Genomic DNA, 312 nt, shown 5'->3' with positions numbered 1-312 from the left:
ACTCAACTTATATTAATCAATCAACTTAATTTTCTTAATTGTCCCATCATCCGTTAACTCGGTAATCTCTACCCGCACAGTTTGACCCTCAGACAGGTAACTGGCCTTTCTGGGTTCCGTCGGAGTCAGGCGAAGTGTACCCAGCATTGCACAAGTCACCTTATTTTTATTAATTCCTGTTACTATTGCATCTAATTTACTACCCACAGATATATCAACGTTTGCGATCGCTTCCTCGATTTCTTGTTGGCGTTTGGACTTACCCTCTGTCACTTTTATTTCATCCCCCCTTTGTCTGAGGGTTTCTGGGGG

Annotated in this window: 1 pseudogene; it reads right to left on the bottom strand. The window is 42.6% G+C overall.

The features are described from left to right. Positions 1–12: 12 nt before the first annotated feature. Positions 13–312 (bottom strand): annotated as a pseudogene (locus tag B9T16_RS29670) (hypothetical protein); the annotation flags it as partial.

This window comes from Arthrospira sp. PCC 8006, assembly GCF_046480465.1.
GTDB classification, from domain to species: Bacteria; Cyanobacteriota; Cyanobacteriia; order Cyanobacteriales; family Microcoleaceae; genus Limnospira; species Limnospira platensis.
The sequence above is the reverse complement of the archived record's forward strand: the minus strand, read 5'-3'. Positions and strand labels throughout refer to the sequence as shown.